The organism is Tistrella sp., from assembly GCF_002684955.1.
Lineage (GTDB): Bacteria > Pseudomonadota > Alphaproteobacteria > Tistrellales > Tistrellaceae > Tistrella > Tistrella mobilis.
In genome coordinates, this window is record NZ_NYWI01000045.1 from 1 (window position 1) to 17251 (window position 17251).

The window sequence follows — 17251 nt, forward strand, 5'->3', positions numbered from 1 at the left end:
CGTCGCCGTCTACGCCGTCGCCAAGGCTCGAAAACCCTTCGTGCCAAAGCTCGCCGACTGAAAAAAGCGCTTGCTCAGCGTGACGGTATCTCATGGCGCCGCCTCTTCGATGTCGAGCGGCACGACCCGGTCGTCCAGGCCGAGGGCCAGATGGGTGGCGGTGACGACCATGCCGCCCTGGTCGAGATGATCGCCGATCAGCCGGGCGACCAGCGCCTGACCGTCGCGGTCGAGTGCTGTGGTGGGTTCGTCCAGCACCCAGAGCGGACGCCGGGCGAGCAGCAGGCGGGCGAGGGCCAGGCGCCGGCGCTGGCCGGCCGAAAGTACCCGCACCGGCAGCTCGGCCAGATGCGGGATGTCCAGGGCCTCCAGCGCTTCGGCCACCCGTGCCGCCCGCAGCGGCCGCGGCACGCCCAGGATCGCTGCCCAGTGCCTGAGATCGGCGCCGGCCGCGAGTTCGGCGGCGATGCCGTCGCGATGGCCCAGATAGTGGAGCCGTTCCCGCCAGGGGATGTCGTGATCCTCGCGATCGACGCCGTTCCAGAGCACCTGCCCCGCATCGGCGCGCACGAAGCCCGCCAGGATACGCAACAGCGTCGATTTGCCGGCGCCGTTGCGGCCGGTGACGACCAGCGCATGGCCGGCCTCCAGCTCCGCATCCAGGCCGATGAAGATCGGCCGGTCGCCGCGGAAGCATGCCAGCTCTTGCAGCGTCAGCCGGTCTGGGGTCTCATCCAGCGGGTCCGTGGTCACGCGATCCTCATGAAACGGCCTCGGTCGACGGCTTCCGGGCTTGCCTTCGGGGCGCCACAATGCATAGACCAAAGGGCGCTTTGCGAAAAGGCCGGGATCCGATCCAGATGGCAAAGACGACAGGAGGACAGATGGCGGAGCGGACGATCGGCGCATGATCCTGTCCAGCTTCCTCGCGGGCATCGGCATCGGTCTGGTGGTCGCGGCCCCGGTGGGGCCGGCGGCGGTGATGGTGATCGGGCGCAGCCTGGACCGCGGCTGGCGGGTGGGCTTCGTGACCGGCCTGGGCGTCGTGCTGGCCGATCTGGTCTATGCCGGCATCGCCGTGGCGGGGCTCGGCTGGATCGAGCAGATCTATGCCTTCGAGCGGCCCTTGCAGCTGTTCGCGGGCCTGCTGCTGCTGATCATGGGGCTGGTGACCGCGACCGGCGCGCTCAGCCGCGACGGCGGCCAGATCACCGCCTTGCCCAACCCGACCTATCACGGTCGCAACCGGGTGATCGCCGCCTGTTCCGGCTGCATCGCCACTTTCGCGCTCACCATCGTCAACCCGACGGCGGTTGCGGCCTTCCTTGCCCTGTTCGCGACCCTCGGCCGCTTCGCGGAAGACAAGATCCCGCTTCTGGGCGGCATTGCGGCGGGTGGCGCATTGTGGTGGGCGGGTCTTGCCTGGGGCGCTGCCCATGCCGGCCGCAAACTCGCGCCGCGCTGGCCGATGCGCATCAAGCGCGGCGCCGGTGCCGTGCTGGCGGCGATCGGCGCCGGCGTGCTGGTCTATACCGGGATCGACTACTGGTCCTGACTGGTCCTGACGCGGGCGGACATGCCCTCAGAAATAGTCGGGATGGCGCTCCATGATCCGGGCGACGGCGCTGAGCGTGCCCGAAAGATGGCCGCGCACCGCCTCTTCCACGCCGGCTGCATCGCCTGCATCGATCCGGTCCAGGATGCGGCCGTGATAGTCCAGAATGCCCTGGGCCTTGCCCGGATCGACCAGGTTCAGCGCGCGCAGCCGGTCGATATGGCCGGACCGTTCGGCGATCATGTACCAGAGATCGGGATGGCCGACGGCGTCGTAGAGCGCCAGATGGAAATGCCGGTCCAGGATGGAGAACCGCTCGATATCCCCATCGGCGAAGGCCTGGCCCTGCAGATGCAGCAGGCGACGGGCATAGGCCGTCAAGTCCGCCGGTATCTGGTGGCGGGCGATGGTCTTGGCGACCTCGATCTCGATCGCGAGCCGCAGGAACTGGGTCTCGCGGGCATGGGCGATATCGATCTTGGCAACCACCGTGCGCGACTGGGGGAAGATCTCGACCAGCTTCTCCCGCTCCAGCCTGAGGAAGGCGTCCCGCACCGGCGTCTGGCTGACGGCATATTCCTCGGCAAGCTGGGTGCGCGACAGCAGGGCCCCCGGCTTCAGCTCCAGGTCGATGATCCGGCGCCTGAGTGCGGCATAGATGCCCTGCGACGCCAGCGGCCGCCGGTCCAGATCGGCCAGCGTGGCGATGTCGGTGAAGTCGGGCAGGACGGATCGCCTGGGGGACATGGGCGGCGGGCTCCCTGAAGCACTCTCTTCCCGGACCATATCAGATGTTGCGTCAGGGCAACTAATATATTAGTGCTTTTGTCAACGAGGTGATCAAACCCTCGATGCCCAGGGAGGATATGGAATGCGCCCGACGATCACGGCCCTTGCGGGCCTGGTGGCCTGCGCCTTCGTGGCACCGGCCACGGCCGCGACCTATACCGTCCAGACGTCGTTCAATGCCGGCGACTTCTCGACTCAGTACCTCACCGAACACTGGTTGCCGAAGATCGCCGAGATGACCGGCGGCCGGGTGGAAATCGCCCTCACGCCCAACGGATCGGTGGTGCCGGCCAAGGAGACGCCCCATGCCGTCGGGCTGGGCGTGATCGATGGCGACTGGACCTCGGTCAACTATTTTTCGTGGCTGGAGCCCGCCTTCGCCATCCTGGGCGATCTGATCTCGGGTTACGACACGCCGCAGCAGATGGCCGGTTTCTGCGAAAACGGCCCCGGCGAAGCGGTCTGGCAGAAGGCGCTGGACGAGGTTTCCGACGGCGAGGCGCATCTGGTCGGCTGCGCGCCTTACAGCCGCGAGGCCCTGCCGGCGCGGGTGCCGATCCGGACCTTCGACGACCTGAAGGGCAAGAAGATCCGGGCGCCCGAGGGGCTGGCCTCCGCCGTGTTCCAGGCGGCCGGCGCAAGCCCGGTCTCCATTCCGTTCTCGGAAGTCTATGGTGCGCTTGAAAAGGGCATCGTCGATGCCGCCGACGCCTCGGCCTATGTCAACAATGCCAGCACCGGGCTGAACGACGTCGCGCGCTATCCGCTCTATCCCGGCATCCATTCGATGCCGTCGATGCAGCTCTCGTTCAATCGCGAGAAATGAGAAGCCCTTTCCGAGGCCGACCGGATGGCGCTGCGGGACTGGTTCTACATGGCTATGGCCGATCTGACCCGGGTGGTCGCCGAACAGGATGCGGCGCTGGCCGCGAAGGATGCCGCCGCCGGCAAGGTCGAGGTTATCGACTGGGCCCAGACCGACCGCGACAGGCTGCGTGATGTGGCTCGCATCGAATGGGAGAAGTTCGCCGCCAAGGGGCCGCTCGCCAAGGAGGCCCTGGACGCCAACCTGGCCTATATGAAGCAGATCGGCCTGCTGAAGTGATCGCCGGCCGGTCGCGGTGTCGCCCTGGCGGTGCCGCGACCGGCCTGGAGTGGGTTCCGTCAGCGGGAGGCCCGATGAGACGGTTCTTCGCCTGCTGCGCCGCGGCCATGGACCGGGTGAGCGTCTTCACCGGCCAGGCCTGTGCGTCGCTGCTCTTCGCCTGCATCGCCTTCTCGGCTCTGGAGGTGGTGATGCGCTACGGCTTCGATCACCCCACAAGCTGGTCGATCGAGGTGACCATGGCGCTCTGTGCCACGGCCTGGGTGCTCTCGGTCGGCTATGTCACCGAGCGCAACCGCCACATCTCGATCACCATGCTCGAAATTCTGGTCGGCCCGAAGCTCTGGCGCTGTTTCCGCCTGATCCAGATCCTGGTGTCGATCGGCGCCGTAACCGGCCTGATCCTGGCGATCTGGAGCCCGGCCATGCGGGTGATCGCGCGGCCGGAATATTCCGGCACGGCGCTCAATTCCATCCAGCCCAGCTACCTCAAGGTCGTGCTGCTGGCGGGGTGCGTGCTCTATGTCGCGCAGCTCTTCGCCAACCTGATCCGCTGGTTCCAGGGGACCGAGAAGGAAGACGGCGGTGGGCATTGAGATCATCACCATTCTGATCGTCCTGGGCCTGCTGGCCCTGATGGCGATCGGCATTCCGCTCGGCGTCACCACGCTTACGGTGTCGCTGGTGACGGCGGTGCTCTATTTCGGTGAACGCGCCGGCTTCTTCATCGTTTCGGCCAATGTCACCGAGGTCCTGCACAAATACGAACTGATCGCGGTGCCCTTCTTCGTGTTCATGGCCAATGTGCTGGAACGATCGGGGATCGCGCATACGCTGTTCGAAAGCATGGCGATCCTGGGTGGGCGTTTCCGCGGCTCGGTCGCCGTACAGACCACGGTGGTGGCCGTTGTCCTGGCCGCGATGAGCGGCATCATGGGCGGCGAAATCGTGATGCTGGGGCTGATCGCCCTGCCGCAGATGCTGCGTCTCGGCTATGACCGCAAGATGTCGATCGGCATCATCTGTGCGGCCGGCGCGCTGGCGACCCTGATCCCGCCCTCGGTGGTGCTGATCGTCTACGGCCTGGCCGCCCAGGTCTCGATCACGAAGCTGTTCGCGGCCTCGGCCGTGCCGGGGCTGCTGCTCGCCTCGCTGTTCATCGCCTATGTGCTGGTGCGGGTGCGGCTCAACCCGTCGCTGGCGCCGATCTACGACATCCCCGAAACCGGCCTGCCCTTCGTGCAGCGGCTGCGTTTTCTGAACGGCGCCATCCTGCCGGCCGTGCTGATCATGGCGGTGCTGGGGGTCATCTACAGCGGCGTCGCCACGGTGACCGAGGCGGCGGCGATCGGTGCGGTCGGATCGCTCGTGGTCGCCGCGGTGCGGGGCGAGCTGTCCTGGACCATGGCCCGCGACGCCATGCGGCGCACGGCACTGACGGTCGGTTCGATCATCTGGCTGGTGCTGGGGGCGGTGTCGCTGATCGGCATCTACAACCGGATCGGCGGCGGCGACTTCCTGCGCGGCATGCTCACCTCGCTCGACATCGCGCCGATCTGGGTGATCGTGGTGATGATGGCGATCGTGATGGTGCTGGGCACCTTCCTTGAATGGATCGCCATCCTGTTCATCACCGTGCCGATCTTCGCCCCCGTGGTTCAGGATCTGGGCTACGACCCGGTCTGGTTCGGCGTGCTGTTCGCGATGAACATCCAGATCTACTACCTGTCGCCGCCCTTCGGGCCGGCCTGTTTCTTTCTGAAATCGGTGGCGCCCAAGGATGTCGAACTGCAGGAGATCTTTGCCGCGGTGATGCCGTTCATCGCCCTGCAGGCGGTAGGCCTGCTGCTGGTGCTGGCCTTCCCCGACATCGCCCTCTGGCTGCCCTCGCTGGTGGAATGAGGAGGCATCAATGCGACCCGACGACCCGATCCAGGACCAGGACGAGGCGGTGACCGCCGCCGATTTTGCCGCGGAAGAGGCGGCCGACGGCTTCGATTTCGGCAACTGGCCGGAAATTGCCGGCGGCCTCGCCGCTGCTGCCCTCACCTGGCTGATTTTCGCCTTTACCGGATGACCCCCATGACCAGGACCTATGACGAGCTGCGCTCGGCGCGCTGGTTCGCGCCCGACAATTTCCGCGGCTTCGGGCACCGCTCCCGAACCCTGCAGATGGGCTATGACGAGCAGGACTGGGCAGGCAAGCCGGTGGTGGCGATCCTGAACACCTGGTCCGACATCAATCCCTGCCACCAGCATTTCAGGCAGCGCGTCGACGACGTGAAGCGCGGCGTGTTCCAGGCCGGCGGCTTCCCGATCGAGCTGCCGGCCCTGTCGGTCAGCGAGAATTACGTCAAGCCGACGACGATGCTCTATCGCAACATGCTGGCGATGGAGACCGAGGAGCTGATCCGCTCCCACCCGGTCGACGGCGTGGTGCTGATGGGCGGCTGCGACAAGACCACCCCCGGCCTGGTGATGGGCGCGATCTCGGCCGGCCTGCCTGCGATCTATCTGCCGGCCGGGCCGATGCTGCGCGGCAATTGGGAAGGGCGCACCCTGGGCTCCGGCTCGGATGCGTTCAAGTACTGGGACGAACGCCGCGCCGGCACCATCACCGAGGCGCAGTGGAAGGGCATGGAGCGGGGCATCGCACGCTCTTACGGTCATTGCATGACCATGGGCACGGCGTCGACCATGACGGCGATCGCCGAGGCGCTTGGGTTGACGCTGCCGGGCGCCTCGTCCATTCCGGCCGCCGATTCCAACCACATCCGCATGTCGGCCGATTGCGGGCGGCGGATCGTGGGCATGATCTGGGAGGATCTGACCCCGGCCAGGATCCTGACGGCGGCGGCCTTCGACAATGCGGTGACCGTCGCCATGGCCACCGGCTGCTCGACCAATGCGGTGGTGCATCTGATCGCCATGGCCCGGCGGGCCGGGGTCGATCTCACCCTCGACGACCTGGATGCCAAAAGCCGGGTGACCCCGGTGATCGCCAATATCCGCCCGGCCGGATCCACCTATCTGATGGAGGATTTCTTCTATGCGGGCGGCCTGCGGGCGCTGATGGCGCGGCTGGGCGACCGGTTGCATCGCGACTGTCTGACCGTGACCGGGCGCACGCTGGGCGAGGGGATCGAAGGCGCCGAGGTCTGGAACGACGACGTCATCCGCACGGTCGACAACCCGATCTACAACGAGGGGTCGCTCGCGGTGCTGAAGGGCAACCTCGCCCCCGACGGTGCGGTGATCAAGCCGGTGGCCTGCGATCCCAGATTCCTGGTCCATGAAGGGCCGGCCATGGTCTTCGACAGCTATCCCGAGCTGAAGGAAAAGCTGGACGACGAGGATTGGGACATCACCCCCGATGCCGTGCTGGTGCTGCGCAATGCCGGCCCCAAGGGCGGACCGGGCATGCCCGAATGGGGCATGATTCCGATGCCCAAGGCGCTGCTGAAACAGGGCTGCCGCGACATGGTCCGGCTGTCGGATGCCCGGATGTCGGGCACCTCGTTCGGTGCCTGCGTGCTGCATGTGGCGCCGGAAGCCTATGTCGGCGGCCCGCTCGCCCTGTTGCGGACCGGCGATATCGTGCGCCTCGACGTGCCCGGCCGCCGGCTGGACATGCTGGTCGACGACGACGAGATCGCCCGGCGCCGGGCGGCCTGGACCCCGCCGCCGCCGCGCTTCCACCGGGGCTGGGGCTGGATGTTCACCAACCACATCCAGCAGGCAGATAAGGGCTGCGATTTCGACTATCTGGAGACGTCCTTCGGGGCGCCCGTCGACGAACCCGTGATCTATTGAAGGCAGGCCGCCAGATGACCGGACACCCGCTGAAGGACGAGACGCGCGCAAAGTTTGCCCGCGTTTCGACCGCCTCGCTCGCGACCGCGCTGTTCAAGCGCGGCCTGCGCAATCAGTTCATCCAGGGCGCTTTGCCGGTGGCCTGGAAGGGGCGGAGCATGGTCGGCCCGGCCTTTACGCTCCGCTACATCCCGGCGCGGGAGGATCGCAACCCGATCACGGTCTTCCGCGATCCGGAGCACAAGCAGCGTGTGGCGGTGGAGCCCTGCCCGCCGGGCCATGTGCTGGTGATCGATGCCCGCAAGGATGCCCGTGCCGCCTCGGCCGGTTCGATCCTGGTCACCCGGCTGGAAATGCGCGGCTGCGCCGGCATCGTCACCGATGGCGGCTTCCGCGATGCCGAGGGGATCGGCCGGCTGGTCATGCCGGCCTATCACGCCCGCCCCTCGGCCCCCACCAACCTTACTTTGCACGAGGCGATCGAGATCAACGGGCCGATTGCCTGCGGCGATGTCGCAGTCTTCCCCGACGACGTGCTGGTCGGCGATGCCGACGGCGTGATGGTGATCCCGGCCCATCTTGCCGACGAACTGGCGGCGGAATGCACCGCCATGGAGAGCTACGAGGATTTCGTGCTGGAGCGGGTGAAAGATGGGGCCCCGATCATCGGTCTCTATCCGGCGACGCAGCAGACGGCGCTCGACGCCTATGAAGACTGGCGCCGCAAGACCGGACGATGAGCCGGATCAGGCGCTGAATGGGGTCCCGACGAACGACGAAAGATCCCGGGCCAAAAAAACGCGGGGCCCGGCCCGGGGCCGGCCCCGCGAGATGCTCTGCGGGAGGGCAGAAAAGAAGGCTGTCGGGCAGTCAGTCGAAGACGCGGGCGTCCTCGATCACCTTGCCGTCGGCGGGCAGGGCGCCCGGATTGACCAGTTCCACTTCGGCGCGGAGATTGGCTGCCGTGCGGAACGCATCGGCCAGACGGCCGGCAAGACCATCGGCATCGGTTTGCGGCACTTCGCAGCGCAGCACCAGCGTGTCCCGCCCGTCCGGATTGGTCACCACCAGCCGGGCCCGGGAGATGCCGCCCACCGCCTTCAGGGCCTGCGCAACCTGGCCCGGATGGACGAACATGCCGCGGATCTTGGTCGTCTGATTTGCGCGGCCCAGCCAGCCGCGCAACCGCATTCCGGTGCGCCCGCAGGGGCTGGTGCCAGGCATGAAGGCCGACAGATCGCCGGTGGCGAAACGGATCAGTGGATAGGTTCCGTTGAAGGTGGTCACCACCACTTCGCCGATTTCGCCTTCAGGCACGGGATCGCCGGTGCCGGGACGCACGATCTCTACGATCAGGTCTTCGTCGACCACCATGCCTTCCGAGGTCGGCCCTTCATAGGCGATCTGCCCCAGATCCGCCGTCACATAGACCTGCCCTACGACGACCCCACGCCGGTCCAGATCCTGACGGAGGGCCTGGGTCAGCGCTTCGCCGGACACCAGGGCCTTCACGATGCTCGGCGCCTGACCCGCTTCCTCCTGCCGCTCCAGCAGCAGCTTCAGGAACGAGGGCATGCCGGTAAAGGCCGTGGGCTTCAGCTGGGCGATCGCCGCCAGCTGCTGATCGGTGTTGCCGCCGCCGGCGGGGATGACCGCACAGCCGATGGTGCGGGCACCGGTGTCGAACATCCACCCCCCCGGGGTGAAGTGATAGGACAGCGTGTTGTGAACGATGTCACCGGGCCGGAAGCCGGCCGCCCAGCAGGCGCGGGCGAAGCGGAACGGATCCGTGCCGGCTTCCTGCGGGTCATAGATCGGCCCCGGCGACATGAAGATGTGGTCAAGCCGACCGGGCGCCACGGTATTGAGCCCGCCGAAGGGCGGTTCTGCGGCCTGCAATGGCGTCAGTTCGGATTTGCGCAGCACGGGCAGGGCGGCCAGGGCGGCGCGATCCCGGATCGCGGGGGCGTCCACTTCCGCCAGCAGTCGTGCCAGCGCCGGCGCCTTGGCCTTGGCGAGGGCGATCTGCGCCGGCAGCCGTGCGAACAGACCCGCCTCCCGCCGCTCGGGATCCATGGTCTCACGGTCGTCGTAATAGATACTGTCGGTCATCGTCCTGTACCGGATGCGGGGGCGCGGCGGTGCGCCCGTCGGTGTCGGGGTCGGGGGCGGCGGTGGGGACCGCGGTGACTCAGAGCCAGCGCTTGCGACGCTTGAACGACTTGATCGACTTGAACGATTTGCGTTCGCCGTCGCCGGTGCCGAGGTAAAATTCCTTCACGTCCTCGTTGCCCATCAGGTCGTCACGGCTGCCGTCGAGCACGATCTTGCCGTTTTCCATGATGTAGCCGTAAGAGGCGTGCTTGAGCGCCTGCCGGGCATTCTGTTCGACCAGCAGAATGGTCATGCCCTGCTCTTCATTGATCTGCTTGATGATCGAGAAGACTTCCTTCACCAGCAGCGGTGACAGGCCCATCGACGGTTCGTCCATCAGGATCAGCTTGGGGCGCGCCATCATGGCGCGGCCGATCGCCAGCATCTGCTGTTCGCCGCCCGACAGATAACCGGAAAGCCCGGTACGTTCCTTGAGCCGCGGGAAATAGTGGTAGACCATCTCGATATCGGCCTTCACGCCGCTGTCGCGGCGGGTATAGGCACCCAGGCGCAGGTTCTCGGCGACGGTCATGTCTTCGACGACCCGCCGGCCTTCCATCACCTGAAACAGGCCGCGCTTGACGATATCCTGTGGCTCCAGCCCGCTGATCTTCTCGCCCATGAAGGTGACGTCGCCACGGGTGATTTCCCCGTCCTCGCTTTTCAGCAGGCCCGATATGGCCTTGAGCGTGGTGGATTTCCCGGCCCCGTTGGCGCCGAGCAGGGTCACGATCTGGCCCTGGGGCACGTTCAGGCTGACCCCGTGCAGCACCAGGATCACGTCGTTGTAGACGACCTCGATGTTGTTGACGGTCAGGATCGGCTCGGTGGCCGGCGCGGCGCGGCTGCCCGCCTCGGTGCCGGTGGTTGCGGTCTGGGTCATCGACATCGGAAGGTCTCGTCTGGCGGAGGCATATGGCAGGAGAGTGGCCCGCCTGCCGCGGCTGCGCGGCAGGCGGGCAGGGCGATTACCAGCCCAGCCACTCGGGGCGGCGCTCGATCTTCGTCTCGGCCAGACGCTTCATCGAGAACTTCCCGTCGTTATAGGCCGCCTGATAGACGTACATGTCGACGGTGCCGCGATGGTCCTCAGGGGTCCAGGTCGAGGGGAAGCAGACGCCGTCCAGCCCGGCCGGCACCCAGTCAGCCTTCTGGTAGAAGCCCTGCCGGATGTTCGGACCGGTCAGCCCGCCGTTCTTGTCGGCCCATTCCAGGGCCTCCTTCAGATAGAAGGCGGTGCAGATGCCGCGGGTGTAGTGCACCGGCTTGTAGTCGTCGCCGCCGGCGATCTCGCGGACCAGCTTCATGCCCGGCTCGTCGTCATTCCAGGTCGCAGCACCGACCACCCAGACCACGCCGTTGGAGGCGGTGCCGGCGGCTTCCGCCGCACTCTCGTCAAAGCCCCAGATATTGGCCATAAACTGGGCCTCGACGCCCACCGTCTCGCAGCTCTTGAGCAGGGAGATGTTCGATCCGGCGGTGTTGCCGAGATAGGCGTAATTGGCGCCCGACTGCTTCAGCGTCAGGCACTGCGCCTTGAAGTCCGCCGGAGCCAGGGAGTACTGGATCGCCGGCAGAACCTCGAAGCCCAGCTCCTTGGCATATTCCTCACCGGCCTTGCGCGCGGCGTTGGGATAGGGATGGTTGTCGCCCATGTGGACGTATTTCGGCGTGCCCTGACCGCCCTTCTTCTTCCAGTCTTCGAGCGCCCACTGCAGCATGCCGCGCAGGCCGTCGGAATAGGACACGTTGTAGAAGAAGTTGTAAGGGGTCGCCGCCTTGCTGGTCTTGCCGGTCGGGTCGGTCAGATGGGCGGAGTAGGAGCCGGAGATATAGGGCATCTCGTCCTTGACCAGGAAGCCGACCAGGGCTTCGGTATCGGCGGTCCCCCAGCCGGCGATCGCGACGGCGCCGAATTCCGACACCCAGCGCTTATAGGCGGCGATGGCCCGCGGCGCCTGGTAGGAATAGTCCACGGTGTCGTAGACGATCTTCTTACCGTTCACGCCGCCATGCGCGTTGATCCAGTCGAAGGCTGCCGCCTTTCCCTCGGAGAAGGGCTTGCTCACCGTCGACGTGGCGCCGGTGAAGTCGACCAGATTGCCGATCTTGACGTCGTCGGCCAGTGCAGCGGTGGCGGTACCGGCGATCAGCACGGCGGCAAGGGCGCCGCTCAGAGTCTTCATGGGCATGTGTCTCTCCCTGATGAAGCAACGCTTCTTTCTTGGTTGGCTGCGACCTTTGCCGTCTGCAGATGGGTCGGGCGAAGGTCATGCGCGCCTTGCGCGGGTTTCGGTGCCGCCGACGGCTGCGCACCGCCGCCCCGCGGGCGGGGGTGAGGGTCAGTACGAGAACGGATAGAGTTTCCAGTAGGCCTTGATCTGCCGCCAGCGATGGGCAAGCCCGTCGGGTTCGAAAATCAGGAACAGCACGATCACAAGCCCGATCGCCGCTTCCTTCATGAACACGACGTTGTTCATGAACGAGGCACCGATCAGTCCGATGCCGTCCGCCCAGGCCACCGCCCCTTCCAGAACCTCGGGCAGGAGAACCATGAAGGCCGTGCCCATCAGCGTCCCCATCACCGAGCCGAGGCCGCCGATGATGATCATGCCGATGAACTGGATGGACAGCAGAATGGTGAAGCTTTCCACCGAGACGAAGCCCAGATAGTGGCCGTAGAGCGCCCCGGCGATACCGGCATAGAAGGAGCTGACGCCGAAGGACATCAGCCGGTACTTGGTCAGGTTGACGCCCATCACCTCGGCCGAGAGGTAGTGGTCGCGCACGGCGACGAAGGCCCGGCCATCGCGTGAGCGCAGCATGTTGGTGGCCAGCAGGAAGCAGATCACCATGAAGAACAGGGCGACATAGTAGAAGTTCTGCTCGCCGTAAGCCTCCCAGCCGAACAGCGAGAAGGACTGGGCAAGCGCCCCCGCCGAGCCGCCGGTAAAAAAGTCCGCGCGCGAAAAGAAGTCCTGCAGGATGAACTGCGAGGCGAGCGTCGCGATCGCGAGATAGAGCCCCTTGATGCGCGCTGCGGGGATACCGACGATCAGACCCACCGCCGTGGTCATGAACCCGGCAAGCGGGATCGCGAGCACGACGGGAACATCATAGGTGTTGTTGAGGAAGGCGGACGAGAAGGCACCGAAGCCGAAGAAGGCGGCATGGCCGAGCGAGATCTGCCCGGTGAAGCCGACCAGGATGTTGAGGCCGAGGGCGGCGATGCCGTAGATCGCGATCGTGATCGCCAGATTCATGTGGTACTGGCTGGCGATCAGCGGGAAGAGGGCTGCAAGGACAAGGCCGAGGATGGCGAAGTTCCGCGACCATTTGGTCGGGAAGATCGTGGTGTCCTTGGCGTAGGAGGTCCGGTAGTCGCCGCAGGGGCGAAGGGACATGCTGCTCATGGTTCCGGCCTCACACGCGCTCGATGTTCTTGGTGCCGAACAGCCCGTAGGGCTTGATCATCAGGATGATGATCAGGACGTAGTAGGGCGCCACGGCATAAAGGTTGCCGATGTGCAGGAACTGGCCGTCGACATACTCCGCCATGTTCTCCAGCACGCCGATGATCAGGCCGCCCACCACCGCGCCGATGATGGAGTCCAGCCCGCCCAGGATCACCGCCGGGAACACCTTGAAGCCGAAGAGCGACAGGCCGGCCGAAACGCCGTTGACGATGCCCACCACCACGCCGGCCAGCGCCGAGACCACCGCCGAGATCGCCCAGGAGATGGCGAACATCTGCTTCACCGAGACGCCCAGCGACTGGGCGACCTGCTGGTTGAAGGCGGTCGCCCGCATGGCGAGACCGATCTTGGAGAATTTGAAGAACCAGGCGAAGAGACCCATGGCGATCAGCGAGATCACCAGGCTCATCACATAGGCGGTCTGGACCTGGAGGCCCAGGATGGTGACCGAGCTGGTCTCGAAGATCGGCGGGAAGGGCTGTACGAACACGCCGAACATCCACTTCATCATCGCCTGGAAGAAGATCGAGAGCCCGATCGTCACCATGATCACCGAGATGATCGGTTCACCGATCAGCGGTCGCAGCACCACCACCTGAAGCAGGATGCCGAACACCACCATGAAGGCGAGGGTGAGGATGAAGGACCAGAAGAAGGGCAGCTGCAGATCGGTCATGATCCACCAGCACACCCAGGCGCCGATCAGCAGGAATTCGCCCTGCGCGAAATTGACGATCTGGGAGGCCTTGTAGATCAGCACGAAACTCATCGCGACGACGCCGTAAAGCGTGCCGACGATCAGTCCATTGACCAGAAGTTGTACGAACAGTGACGTCGTCATGGCGCGGAAAGCTCCTCGCTTGCGCAGGGCCGGCGATGCGGCCCCTCCGGGCGGAAACCTGGGGCCGCAGCGGGCCCGAAACCTGGCGGGGCGCGGCGGTCAGCTCGCCTTGCGCAGCGGTACCACCGGCGCCCCCAGGTCGACGATGCGCAGGACCGTCTGAATCCGCGCCTGCTTGCCGTCCTGGAAGGTGATGGTGGTGTCGATGTCGATGTCGTCGCGGCCGTCGTAGATCGCGTCGATGATCCGGCCGTAGCGCTCGTTGATGACGTTGCGCCGCCCCTTGCGGGTGCGGGTCAGCTCGCCGTCATCGGCGTCCAGCTCTTTGTAGAGCAGCAGGAAGCGCCGGATGCGCTGGGCCTCGGGCAGGGTCTCGTTCACCCGCTCCACTTCCTGACGCAGCAGATCATAGACATCCGCCCGCGCCGAAAGGTCGGTATAGGTGGTGAACGCGATGCCCCGCTGCTCGGCCCATTTGGAGACCACCGAATAGCGGATGCACAGGATGGCCGAGATGAACGGCTTCTGGTTGCCCAGCACCACGCATTCGCCGATGAAGCTCGAGAATTTGAGCTTGTTCTCGATGAACTGGGGCGAGAAGCGCACCCGGTTCGCGGTTTCGGCGATGTCCTTGATGCGGTCGATGACGACCAGATGGCCCTTTTTGTCGAAGTAGCCGGCGTCGCCGGAATACATCCAGCCGTCGCGCAGATCCTCGACCGTCGCCTTCTCGTTCTTGTAGTAGCCGGCCATCAGCCCGTCATGGCGGGCGACGATCTCGCCCACCCCGTTCTCGTCGGGCGCGACGATCCTGATCTCGACGCCGGGGAAGGGTTTGCCGACCGTGTTCATGTCGACGTCGTCGGCCAGATGTACGGTATAGGCGCCGGCGGTTTCCGTCTGGCCGTAGATCTGGCGCAGCGGCACCCCCAGGGCCTGGAAGAACTTGAAGGTGTCGGGGCCGAGTGCCGCACCGCCGGTCGCCGCCGATTTCAGATTGGAGAAGCCCAGCCGGTCGCGCAGCGCCCGCAGCAGCACGAAATCAGCGAGTTTCGATCGCCGTCCCTGCTCCAGCGCCTTCAGCGCCCGCTTCATGCCGAAATCATAGAGCGCATTCTTGAGAGGCGTGCTCTCCATCATCCGGGCGCGGACATCGGCCGCGATCTGTTCCCAGACCCGCGGGGCCAGCAGCACGAAGCTTGGTCCGATCTCGCGCAGATCGGCCATCATCGTCTCGGGCTCTTCGACGAAGTTCACCCGGATGCGGCAGATCAGCGGCTGTGCCACGGCGTAGATCTGCTCCATGATCCAGGGCATGGGCAGCACCGAGACGTAGTCGTCGGTCGGACCTTTGGGGTCGGCCATCAGATAGCGCGCGCAATGCTCGAGGAAGCGCCCGCCCTGCAGCATGGCCATCTTGGGGTTCGACGTGGTGCCCGACGTGGTGCATAGGATGGCGACGTCGTCGCCCTTGCCGGCCGCGAGTTCACGTGCATAGCGGTCGGGCTCCCGGCCATGGAGCGCCCGGCCGAGTTCGTAGACCTCGGCCAGATCCTTGAGGCGCGGGTCGTCGTATTTGCGCATGCCGCGCGGATCGGCATAGACGATGGTCCGCACCGTCGGGATGTCGTCGCCGAGTTCCAGCAGCTTGTCGACCTGCTCTTCGTCTTCGCACAGCACCACATGGGCGCCGGCATAATTGAGCAGATAGGCGACCTCGCTCGACATGGCGTCCTGGTAGATGGCGAGGCTCAGGCCGCCCAGGGCGTGGATCGCGATCTCGCCATAGAGAGCTTCCGGCCGGTTCTTGGACAGGATCGCCACGACCTCGCCCCGGGCGACGCCGAGCGAGATCAGGCCGAGCGCCATCTCACGCACCCGGTCGTTGTAGTCGGACCAGGTGAACTCGTTCCAGATGCCGAATTCCTTCTCCCGCAGAGCCACCTCGGATCCGTGGATGGCGGCGTTGTGCGCAAGCAGCTTCGGCAGGGTGTCGTGGACCGTGAAATCGGGGAATTGCTGGGACATCACGCCACCGCCTCTTCGTCGTCATCCTCGCCGAGATAGGCCTTCTTGACGTGCTCGTCGTTGAGCACGTCTTCGGCCGAGCCTTCGGCAAGCTTGCGCCCGAAATCGAGCACCATGATCCGATGCGAAATGTCGGCGACCACCCCCATGTCGTGCTCGATCATGATGATGGTCATGCCCCATTCCTCGGAGAGGTCGATGATGAACCGGGCCATGTCCTCTTTCTCTTCGAGGTTCATGCCGGCCATCGGCTCGTCGAGCAGCAGCAGCTTGGGTCTGAGGGCGATCGCCCGCGCCAGCTCCACCCGCTTGCGCAGGCCGTAGGAGAGCTGCCCGGCCGTCGCACGGCGGACATGGGCGATCTCGAGGAAATCGATGATGTCCTCCACCGCACGGCGGTGTTCCAGCTCTTCGCGGCGGGCGCCGCCCAGCCAGTAGAGCGAGCCGGTGAAGACGTTGTTCTTCAGCAGGTGATGCCGGCCGACCATGATGTTGTCGAGCACGGACATATGGCCGAAGAGCGCGAGATTCTGGAAGGTCCGGCCGATGCCGAGGGCGGCGCGGTGGTTGGGCGAGAGCCCCGTCACGTCGCGGCCTTCGAACAGGATGCGGCCCTCGGTGGGCGTGTAGCGGCCCGACACGCAGTTCAGCATCGAGGTCTTGCCGGCACCGTTCGGCCCGATGATCGAGAACAGCTCGCCGGGCCGGACGTGGAAGCTGACCTCGGTCAGGGCGCGCACGCCGCCGAATCGCAACGATACGTCCTTGACCTCCAGGAGCGGGGTCTGTTCGCCCATGGGCCTCGGGTCTCCCTGTATGGGGCGCGACGGGCAACGGCTCCCGGTGTCCATCCGTCGTTCCGCCCGGTCCTCCCCGGCATCCCCAGATGCCAGACCGGTCACGGAAGCTGCGGCGGCTGCGCCTCGTTCTTTGTTTTGTCATGCCGTTTTGTCATGACATTACATCACCACGCTGCCCCGGGGGTCAAATCCCAAGTGGCGTGCCGAGTGTCTGTTTGCCAAAGTTACGAAGGCAAACCCAGCAATATTTCAATAACGCCGTTATCATACTGGAGGATGACGTCTCCAGGCCTTGGCGATACGGTGTGCAAGGGTGGATGATCACACACGCAAACTGTCGATGATCACGCCGATGATCACGCGCGTGGCCATCGGTTCGCATGGCCGGATCCGGTCTGATCGGCAGGGGCGTCGCTCGACGAGAGGTGCGGCCGAAGAGCCGGTGACGGCTCGCCCCATCGTTCCGGCACGCGCGATGCGCGGTGACGGCACTGCGCTGCGGTGCTGCCCGAACCAGCCCCGCGCCGGCCCCCGGGCCCACCCCCGACCATCGTGCAAGGCGGCGGTTTTCGTGGACTTTCCGGGCGATCCCTGATATCACGGCGCGCGAACGCGGCATCGACGCCGCGACGTCCGTTTGCGGTGCACCAGCCCGAAAGCTTCGGCCTTCGGACGGGGCCGCAACAGGAT

The 17251-nt window shown here is 65.7% G+C and carries 17 protein-coding genes; 8 read left to right on the forward strand and 9 right to left on the reverse strand.

What is annotated here, in order from left to right:
* Nucleotides 1-90: 90 nt before the first annotated feature.
* A complete protein-coding gene (ccmA, locus tag CMO28_RS15770; protein ID WP_014746592.1) occupies nt 91-753 on the reverse strand; it encodes a heme ABC exporter ATP-binding protein CcmA in 663 nt (220 codons plus the stop codon).
* Between the two features lie 154 nt (nt 754-907).
* Here ccmA and CMO28_RS15775 point away from each other — a divergent pair, with 154 nt between their 5' ends.
* Nucleotides 908-1555: a LysE family translocator gene (locus CMO28_RS15775; protein WP_062763080.1), complete on the forward strand. Its 648-nt coding sequence runs from the start codon at nt 908-910 to the stop codon at nt 1553-1555.
* A gap of 27 nt (nt 1556-1582) precedes the next feature.
* On the opposite strand, the gene CMO28_RS15780 is transcribed toward CMO28_RS15775, so the two are convergent.
* On the reverse strand, nt 1583-2302 hold the full coding sequence (locus CMO28_RS15780) for a GntR family transcriptional regulator (RefSeq protein WP_062763081.1): 720 nt from the start codon (nt 2300-2302) through the stop codon (nt 1583-1585).
* A 124-nt stretch (nt 2303-2426) separates the two neighbouring features.
* Between CMO28_RS15780 and dctP the strand changes: the two genes are divergently transcribed.
* From dctP to CMO28_RS15815, 7 genes are all read left to right on the forward strand, one after another.
* Nucleotides 2427-3170: a TRAP transporter substrate-binding protein DctP gene (gene dctP / locus CMO28_RS15785; RefSeq protein ID WP_296715104.1), complete on the forward strand. Its 744-nt coding sequence runs from the start codon at nt 2427-2429 to the stop codon at nt 3168-3170.
* Between the two features lie 24 nt (nt 3171-3194).
* Nucleotides 3195-3449, forward strand: coding sequence for a hypothetical protein (locus CMO28_RS15790; protein WP_296715105.1), 255 nt, complete (start codon nt 3195-3197; stop codon nt 3447-3449).
* A 74-nt stretch (nt 3450-3523) separates the two neighbouring features.
* Nucleotides 3524-4045 (forward strand): TRAP transporter small permease subunit, encoded by a 522-nt coding sequence (locus CMO28_RS15795; RefSeq protein WP_296715106.1) that lies wholly within the window; start codon nt 3524-3526, stop codon nt 4043-4045.
* Nucleotides 4035-5351, forward strand: coding sequence for a TRAP transporter large permease (locus CMO28_RS15800; protein WP_062763086.1), 1317 nt, complete (start codon nt 4035-4037; stop codon nt 5349-5351). The genes CMO28_RS15795 and CMO28_RS15800 overlap by 11 nt, the downstream gene beginning before the upstream one ends.
* A 10-nt stretch (nt 5352-5361) precedes the next feature.
* A complete protein-coding gene (locus CMO28_RS15805) occupies nt 5362-5526 on the forward strand; it encodes a hypothetical protein (RefSeq protein WP_014746586.1) in 165 nt (54 codons plus the stop codon).
* A gap of 5 nt (nt 5527-5531) precedes the next feature.
* The gene (gene araD, locus CMO28_RS15810) at nt 5532-7262 is read left to right on the forward strand and encodes an L-arabinonate dehydratase (RefSeq protein ID WP_296715107.1); all 1731 of its coding nucleotides are present in this window, start codon (nt 5532-5534) and stop codon (nt 7260-7262) included.
* Between the two features lie 14 nt (nt 7263-7276).
* Nucleotides 7277-8002 carry a ribonuclease activity regulator RraA gene (locus tag CMO28_RS15815; RefSeq protein ID WP_296715108.1) on the forward strand — a complete coding sequence of 242 codons (726 nt, stop codon included), beginning with the start codon at nt 7277-7279 and terminating at the stop codon, nt 8000-8002.
* Between the two features lie 130 nt (nt 8003-8132).
* On the opposite strand, the gene CMO28_RS15820 is transcribed toward CMO28_RS15815, so the two are convergent.
* From CMO28_RS15820 to CMO28_RS15850, 7 genes are all read right to left on the reverse strand, one after another.
* Nucleotides 8133-9374, reverse strand: coding sequence for a phenylacetate--CoA ligase family protein (locus CMO28_RS15820; protein WP_296715109.1), 1242 nt, complete (start codon nt 9372-9374; stop codon nt 8133-8135).
* Nucleotides 9375-9453: 79 nt separating this feature from the next.
* Complete coding sequence (locus CMO28_RS15825) at nt 9454-10299, reverse strand: ABC transporter ATP-binding protein (protein ID WP_296715130.1); 846 nt, start codon at nt 10297-10299, stop codon at nt 9454-9456.
* 85 nt (nt 10300-10384) lie between these two features.
* Nucleotides 10385-11608, reverse strand: coding sequence for an ABC transporter substrate-binding protein (locus tag CMO28_RS15830; protein WP_062763092.1), 1224 nt, complete (start codon nt 11606-11608; stop codon nt 10385-10387).
* Nucleotides 11609-11758: 150 nt separating this feature from the next.
* Nucleotides 11759-12829 carry a branched-chain amino acid ABC transporter permease gene (locus CMO28_RS15835; protein ID WP_296715110.1) on the reverse strand — a complete coding sequence of 357 codons (1071 nt, stop codon included), beginning with the start codon at nt 12827-12829 and terminating at the stop codon, nt 11759-11761.
* Nucleotides 12830-12839: 10 nt separating this feature from the next.
* Nucleotides 12840-13733, reverse strand: coding sequence for a branched-chain amino acid ABC transporter permease (locus CMO28_RS15840; protein ID WP_296715111.1), 894 nt, complete (start codon nt 13731-13733; stop codon nt 12840-12842).
* Nucleotides 13734-13832: 99 nt separating this feature from the next.
* Nucleotides 13833-15761 (reverse strand): long-chain fatty acid--CoA ligase, encoded by a 1929-nt coding sequence (locus CMO28_RS15845; protein ID WP_296715112.1) that lies wholly within the window; start codon nt 15759-15761, stop codon nt 13833-13835.
* Complete coding sequence (locus CMO28_RS15850) at nt 15761-16558, reverse strand: ABC transporter ATP-binding protein (protein WP_296715113.1); 798 nt, start codon at nt 16556-16558, stop codon at nt 15761-15763. The genes CMO28_RS15845 and CMO28_RS15850 overlap by 1 nt, the downstream gene beginning before the upstream one ends.
* Nucleotides 16559-17251: the final 693 nt, after the last annotated feature.

Excerpts from the sequence above, each read along its gene's own strand:
- CMO28_RS15795 (WP_296715106.1), top strand. The coding sequence starts at position 3,524 with ATGAGACGGTTCTTCGCCTGCTGCGCCGCGGCCATGGACCGGGTGAGC.
- dctP (WP_296715104.1), top strand. The coding sequence starts at position 2,427 with ATGCGCCCGACGATCACGGCCCTTGCGGGCCTGGTGGCCTGCGCCTTC.
- CMO28_RS15775 (WP_062763080.1), top strand. The coding sequence starts at position 908 with ATGATCCTGTCCAGCTTCCTCGCGGGCATCGGCATCGGTCTGGTGGTC.
- CMO28_RS15805 (WP_014746586.1), top strand. The coding sequence starts at position 5,362 with ATGCGACCCGACGACCCGATCCAGGACCAGGACGAGGCGGTGACCGCC.
- CMO28_RS15850 (WP_296715113.1), bottom strand. The coding sequence starts at position 16,558 with ATGGGCGAACAGACCCCGCTCCTGGAGGTCAAGGACGTATCGTTGCGA.
- CMO28_RS15815 (WP_296715108.1), top strand. The coding sequence starts at position 7,277 with ATGACCGGACACCCGCTGAAGGACGAGACGCGCGCAAAGTTTGCCCGC.
- CMO28_RS15835 (WP_296715110.1), bottom strand. The coding sequence starts at position 12,829 with ATGAGCAGCATGTCCCTTCGCCCCTGCGGCGACTACCGGACCTCCTAC.
- CMO28_RS15840 (WP_296715111.1), bottom strand. The coding sequence starts at position 13,733 with ATGACGACGTCACTGTTCGTACAACTTCTGGTCAATGGACTGATCGTC.
- CMO28_RS15830 (WP_062763092.1), bottom strand. The coding sequence starts at position 11,608 with ATGCCCATGAAGACTCTGAGCGGCGCCCTTGCCGCCGTGCTGATCGCC.
- araD (WP_296715107.1), top strand. The coding sequence starts at position 5,532 with ATGACCAGGACCTATGACGAGCTGCGCTCGGCGCGCTGGTTCGCGCCC.
- CMO28_RS15790 (WP_296715105.1), top strand. The coding sequence starts at position 3,195 with ATGGCGCTGCGGGACTGGTTCTACATGGCTATGGCCGATCTGACCCGG.
- CMO28_RS15780 (WP_062763081.1), bottom strand. The coding sequence starts at position 2,302 with ATGTCCCCCAGGCGATCCGTCCTGCCCGACTTCACCGACATCGCCACG.
- CMO28_RS15825 (WP_296715130.1), bottom strand. The coding sequence starts at position 10,299 with ATGACCCAGACCGCAACCACCGGCACCGAGGCGGGCAGCCGCGCCGCG.
- CMO28_RS15820 (WP_296715109.1), bottom strand. The coding sequence starts at position 9,374 with ATGACCGACAGTATCTATTACGACGACCGTGAGACCATGGATCCCGAG.
- CMO28_RS15845 (WP_296715112.1), bottom strand. The coding sequence starts at position 15,761 with ATGTCCCAGCAATTCCCCGATTTCACGGTCCACGACACCCTGCCGAAG.